Source organism: Calothrix rhizosoleniae SC01, from assembly GCF_900185595.1.
In the GTDB taxonomy this organism is placed as follows: Bacteria; Cyanobacteriota; Cyanobacteriia; order Cyanobacteriales; family Nostocaceae; genus Calothrix_A; species Calothrix_A rhizosoleniae.
The window spans coordinates 1-6,301 of record NZ_FYBH01000464.1; the positions used below are offsets into that span (position 1 = coordinate 1).

5 protein-coding genes and 1 pseudogene are annotated in these 6,301 nt (G+C 36.2%); all 6 read left to right on the forward strand.

Annotated features, from left to right (window positions below):
- Positions 1–221: pseudogene (locus CALSC_RS25500) on the forward strand (HlyD family secretion protein); the annotation flags it as partial.
- 225 nt (positions 222–446) lie between these two features.
- Positions 447–656 carry a hypothetical protein gene (locus CALSC_RS25505; RefSeq protein ID WP_088243970.1) on the forward strand — a complete coding sequence of 70 codons (210 nt, stop codon included), beginning with the start codon at positions 447–449 and terminating at the stop codon, positions 654–656.
- A 501-nt stretch (positions 657–1,157) separates the two neighbouring features.
- Complete coding sequence (locus CALSC_RS25510; RefSeq protein ID WP_088243971.1) at positions 1,158–1,937, forward strand: peptidylprolyl isomerase; 780 nt, start codon at positions 1,158–1,160, stop codon at positions 1,935–1,937.
- A gap of 454 nt (positions 1,938–2,391) precedes the next feature.
- Positions 2,392–2,712 (forward strand): hypothetical protein, encoded by a 321-nt coding sequence (locus CALSC_RS25515; protein ID WP_088243972.1) that lies wholly within the window; start codon positions 2,392–2,394, stop codon positions 2,710–2,712.
- Positions 2,713–3,334: 622 nt separating this feature from the next.
- Positions 3,335–5,152, forward strand: a complete 1,818-nt coding sequence (locus CALSC_RS28095) for a calcium-binding protein (RefSeq protein WP_088243973.1) — start codon at positions 3,335–3,337, stop codon at positions 5,150–5,152.
- Between the two features lie 238 nt (positions 5,153–5,390).
- A partial coding sequence (locus CALSC_RS25525) for a tetratricopeptide repeat protein (protein ID WP_143288403.1) occupies positions 5,391–6,301 on the forward strand: 911 nt, incomplete at its 3' end.

Below are 6,301 nucleotides of genomic sequence, written 5' to 3' on the forward strand. Positions count from 1 at the left end.
ACAGTCCTGACTCAAAAGTGCAGCAAACACCCCAAGGAAATATTGAAAGCTTTGAATTAGAAATTACTTTAGATCAACAGTATGTCGATAATGGGGAAAAACGTGTTTATTTAACTCCTGGTCAAACAGCCAGTGCTGAAGTTATTATTCGCCAACGTCGAATTATTGACTTTGTTTTAGATCCGTTTAAGAAATTACAAAAAAATGGTTTAGAAATGTAAATATACAGTATTTATAGTCTCTTGGTGTGTTGAGAAATCTAAATTAATTATATCGCTACTATTTATCTCTTGTATAGTATGTGAAATCAGCACAACAAGCCAAAATCAAAAGAATGGTTCTGAATGCAAAATGTCAAGTACCTGAATCTTCACAAAATAACAATAACTAAATTTTTTTGCCAATACTTCCGGTTTTTATTAAATTAAATCAGCAGGAACAAAGTTATGCATCCCATTGAGTTAATGAGAAAATATAGCTGGTCTTATCACAAACTAGCTTTAGAGTTTGGAGTTTCAGAAGCTGAAGCAAGACGCTGGGGATTTAGAAAAACTGCTAGTAATTATCGGAATCCACCATCAATGGCTTATAAGCTAGCAGAAAGAATTGATAAGGAATTATCAAGCTCTATGGCATTACTATGTTTGGAACGCTGAAATACCTCATGTACCCGAATTTTCTCAGAATTCATGTCTATTTTTCCCAAATACCAATTATTTGTTTAACGAGATGTGCAACTTAATATTTCACAAAATTCTAAAACCTAGCCGTAGTAATTAATCTCTGGTGGAATGTTTTGTCTTGCTCTAAATTGCCCATCTCTGGAATGGTTGTGACATAAGAGTTTTGGAAAAGTCGCACACGGTGTTGTGTCGTTTATCCACATCGAACCAGAAAAATAAGTTAATAGAACTTACAATCCAGTTCTTATGATGATCCATCTATAATACTTGTTTACTTGTCATATTCCCAACCTTTAATTTAGAACCATTGTTACTACCAAAGTGACCTAGATCTATTTTTTAAATTGGGTTTTAATTAAAGAACAAATCACTAATACAAATTTTCAAAAACTGTCCATAATTTGGGAAGTAAGGCTTACATCACCACAGTAAGCCTAGAAAATTTATAACTCAAAATTCTCAGAGATTGGCATTATGTCCGAACATCTGATCATTTCCACTTCAGATATTATTCATAGACTCAAACTATCCTGTCAGATACTGGATGTTGTAGAAGTATTCGTATCTCAGCAGGTCATTACTGAAGAGGCTCGAAAAGCTGGTATTGATGTGAAAGAAGCAGAACTACAGGAAGAAGGAGACAAACTAAGACTAGAGAAAAAACTGACTACAGCAAAAGATACATGGGATTGGTTAGATAAAAACTATTTATCTGTCAAGGATTTTGAAGAATTAGTCTACAACAACTTAATTTCTCAAAAATTAGCTCATCATTTATTTTCAGCTCAAGTCGAAAAATTCTTTTATGATAACAGAATAGATTATGATGCTGCTGTCACTTATGAAGTCATATTCGAGCATAGAGACTTAGCCTATGAGCTTTTTTATGCTCTAGAAGAAGGTGAAACCACTTTTCCAGAAGTAGCTCGTTTATACATTCAAGATACAGAACTCCGCCGTACTTATGGATATCAAGGAGCTCGATATCGTAAAGATTTTCGTCCAGAGATTGCTGCTGCTGTATTTGCTAGTTCTCCACTTAGTATTCTCAAGCCAATTACTACACCCAAAGGTGTGTATTTAATTTGGGTAGAAGAAATAATTCAACCAGAATTAGATGATGAATTAAAAGAAAAAATTATTTCCCAATTATTTGAGGATTGGTTAAAAAAAGAGGTGAAGTTTGTAGATATAGCCATTCAAATAGATACCAAAGATATTGAATTAAAAGATGAAATTAGCAATCAAGTTTAGTGAATTTAAAAAAATATTATGCTCTCAGAGAAGCAAATACAATCTTTGTTTATTTTTAACAAAACATGCAAAGTACTAGCTTTTATTTATTTATTTATTAAAAGTATAATTAGATGATTAATATCTATGTATAAATAAGAGCTTTTAAATTAAAATAATAGGCTACAAGTACTGTTATATATGAATAGCAAGTAAATTTGCAAGTATATAAATAATTAATTAAGCTGATGGTAATATTTCTTTTTACCATCATTTTTGCTGTCCTTTTATTGGAATTAATCCTATAGATAATTGCTTCTTTTATATCTATATTTTTTCATTATTTACTGCAAAAAAAAAGACAAAACCTATTGACTTTAAAAACAGATTACTCTATATTATAAATGTGAGCAAGAACAAGTCGCTCACAAACGAAATCCCAAAAATAATTAGTTAACTCTCAGGAGAAAAACCAATGATTATTAATGACTTAAACTACTTAGAAGTTACCAACGAAGAAGTTGTTGGTGGTTCTTATGACTATGCTTATGTTGACAAATATGTAGATATCGACGTTGATTTCGATAAAGATTTTGACTTTGATGTTAACATTGATGTTGACAAAGATATTGATGCAACCTTAGACTCCACTGTAACCATTGATGGTAACTTTGCTTCTGCTGAAGGTGATGCTACCGCTATTGGTGATAACGGTTTCGCTGAACTTACTCTTAACGTAGTTGTTACCGATGATCTAGCTGAAGCTAGTGGTCTAGCTATCGCTGCTGTTGACTAATACAAGGTAAAAAATAATTGCTGTCTCTCTCATGCTTAGGGCAGCAATTATTGAATCTTGGTCAAGCTTATAAAGCCTGCTTGATTATAAAGATTAAGCAGGCTTTAATTGCTCAGTTATATCATCTTATTTGCAGGGTATATCAACCTAAATAAAAATTGTTAGTCGCTACGATATTACCGACCTCTTAAAAAAAGTAAAATCTTCAAATTTCTATAAAAAATGATCATCACTACTTCCTTATAAAATGGAAAATTTATTAAAAAATTTTCGTAGAAAGAATAAATAAAAGGAGAAAAATTTTTCCCAACACTATTAAGTAGTTAGGCGTAATGAAATGTCAGATTAAACCTCACCTCCAGCCGCCATCCTTTGCACAGAAGAGCTTACCTCAGGGTAGGAGAGGGATATTCTCAGGAGTTGAGGTTTTGTTTTATATTTAACTTGACCTAGTTATTTAACGCAAAAATATCGGATTTTATAGTTAGGGTTAAAGCCCTAAAATAATTCTCGTATGAATGAATAACTCTATTAGTCGAATTAGCTGAGATAAAAGTTAATAAGAAATTTCATAAATTATTAACTATTTTGTAATATTTGTAATTTTTAGGAGATAAAGTGTATGGCTTTTTTGAGAGCAAGAAGATTAAGGGACTTAAGGAGATTAGGTCTTGATGGTGACACCCTTGAAGGTACAACTTCCGCTGATACTATTCTTGGTCGTGATGGAGATGATCTGTTAGTAGGATTAGCTGGTAATGACTATATTCGAGGAGACGATGGCGATGACACTGTTGTAGGAGAAGATGGCGATGATCAGCTGTTTGGTAATAATGGAGATGACGTGATCCTAGGAGGCGATGGCGATGACCTTCTAGATGGCGGAAATGGCGAAGATTTTCTGAATGGTGGTGATGGAGATGATACTCTCCTCGGAGGAAGCAATACTCGTATTCGTACAACTAGAGACATTGAGTTTAGAGACCCAGAGACTCTTGATCTCATTTTTTCTGCTAGTATTCCAACTATCGAGTACATTGGTGGTGACACCCTCATAGGCGGTGCAGGCAATGACCTTATTCTTGGTAATGCTGGTGATGACATAGTAGATGGTGGAGCGGATAATGATGAGATTGTCGGAGGTACAGGCAATGACTTACTCTTCGGCGGTACAGGAAACGATGAGATTTTAGGGGGTGCAGATAATGATACTCTCGTGGGAGAGGGCGGCAATGATACTATTGTTGGTAGTGGCGGTGAAGATCTGATTTTTGGGGATCTGGGTGACACTGAAGAACCTGACGGCGATGATGATATCAATGCCGGTACTGACAATGATACTGTCTACGGTGGCGGTGGTTCTGATACCATCTTAGGAGGTGATGGCAATGATTTCATTGATGGTGGCGACAGCAGAAGTACCGATCTTAGAAACCGGGACAGCAACGGTCATGATGAAATTTTAGGAGGTAGAGGTAATGATACAATTAATGGGGGTCTAGGGCGTGACACCCTTAATGGTGGAGGTACTGCATCTGGCGAAATCGATTTTTTACGTGGTAGTGGTGCAACAATCGATGGTACAGGAGCATTCTTGGATGGTGATGCAGATATTTTTGTCCTTGGTAATGAAGAAGTTTTCTTATATAGTGCCGGTGCTGGTGATGTAATTGTTCCCACTGAAGGTGATCTAAGTGGGGCTAATATATTTGGTCAGAGCGATCGTGCTGTTATCCAACTCTTCGAGAATGGCGTTGATAAAATTCAGGTTAATAATCCCGATCTTGTCGTTACCGATACCCTAGGAACTACCAGCACATTTATTTTAATTCCAGTTGATAACGGTTATGAAATAATTGGTGAGTTGCAAGGATTTACAGGCACTGTAGCTGCTGGTACATTCGTTGCCCCAGCAGCTGACAATAGTGGAGATGACGTTCTCCAGGGGACTGATGAAGTTAATGACCTCATAAACGGAGGTGAGGGTAATGACGAACTCAGTGGACTTGCAGGTAATGACACCTTAGATGGTGGTGCAGGCAATGATACCCTAATTGGTGGACTCGGAAATGATTCTCTAGATGGTGGTGCTGGTAATGATATTCTCGATGGTGGAGGAAGTGCAGTAGGTGAAATAGACGAATTACTCGGCGGTGGCGATGCAGATATTTTCGTAGTGGGTGATGCGAATGGTGCCTTCTATATTGGTAACGATCCTGGCGCTCTTGGTAGTCTTGGCTTTGGCGATCGCGCAATTATTCAAGATTTCGAGAAAGGGGTGGATCAAATCGTAGTAAATGGGTCAAGTTTTCTTGGTCTTAGCACACTTGGTTCTAATGATACATTCATTTTAGCTACTAATGCCAACGGTGGTGCCGAAATTGTTGCTCAGGTGGAAGATGTGACGAATCTCAGTGGCTCTGACTTCATCGTTGTATAGCAAAAATTTCACAGCAATTGGCAATTGTAATCAGTGGTAGTCAACCTCCCACTGATTATTGAACAAAGCTTAGTTTTCAATTTAGTGAATACTTTAAAATCACACAATTATGAATTATTTGGTCATTATATAGGAAGTGTGAATAGAGTAAAACTTGGAAAGTCTCAACAAATTTACAACTAAGAAACGATTCAGGTTTTGACCATGATTATTCTGCTTAGGCAACAGGTGTAGTCATATGAATACCAAAAATAATTTCAAATCTAGTAATATCCAATCCTTAATAAAAACCGCATTACAAAAGCATAATTCGGGTCAACTAGAAGCAGCCATAAGTTACTATCAACAAATATTAACACTAAAATCTGACTATCCTGAAGTTTATGCTTGTTTGGCAGATGCGCTCGAAAAACGGGGCAAGTTAGAAGCTGCCGTGGAAGCTTACCAACAAGCTGTAAGGTTAAAGCCTGAATATGCTGATGCTTATTGCAATTTAGGCAGTTTACTCAAAAAACAGGGCAAGTTAGAAGCTGCTGTGGAAGCTTACCAAAAAGCCTTAAATATCAAACCCAATTTTATTCGAGCCTATTGTAACTTGGGTAATGTATTTAAACAACAAGGTAAGCGAAAAGCTTCCGTAGAGGTTTATCAAAAAGCCTTAAAAATTCAACCAGATTTGGATATAGCCAAATTTTTTATTTGTATGAATCAACTACCAATTATTCATACAAGTTTTGCGGAAATAGAGCTCAGACGAAATAATTATCAACGTCACCTGCAAGATTTATCTCAATATTATAAACAAGCTAATCTTCAAGAGCTAAAAAAGGCAGCGGATGAGGTAGGTGCATCGCAACCATTCTATCTAGCTTATCAAGGCTTAAATGACCGTGATTTGCAGCAAATCTATGGGGAAATGCTCGTTCACCTGATGTCAAATTCCTATCCCCAATGGAGCCAAGACATTCTTCTGCCAGATTTACAGCCAAACGAAAAAATTCGCATTGGTCTTGTTTCCGGATATTTTTACAGGCATTCCGTTTGGAAAATCCCCATGAAGGGTTGGGTAGAAAACTTAGATCGGAGCCAATTTGAATTATTTGGTTATTACACAAATAATGCTTTAAAACAGGATAAAGAAACTGTCCT

Coding starts and splice junctions, on each gene's coding strand:
- CALSC_RS25510 (WP_088243971.1), top strand. CDS start 1,158: ATGTCCGAACATCTGATCATTTCCACTTCAGATATTATTCATAGACTC.
- CALSC_RS25515 (WP_088243972.1), top strand. CDS start 2,392: ATGATTATTAATGACTTAAACTACTTAGAAGTTACCAACGAAGAAGTT.
- CALSC_RS25505 (WP_088243970.1), top strand. CDS start 447: ATGCATCCCATTGAGTTAATGAGAAAATATAGCTGGTCTTATCACAAA.
- CALSC_RS28095 (WP_088243973.1), top strand. CDS start 3,335: ATGGCTTTTTTGAGAGCAAGAAGATTAAGGGACTTAAGGAGATTAGGT.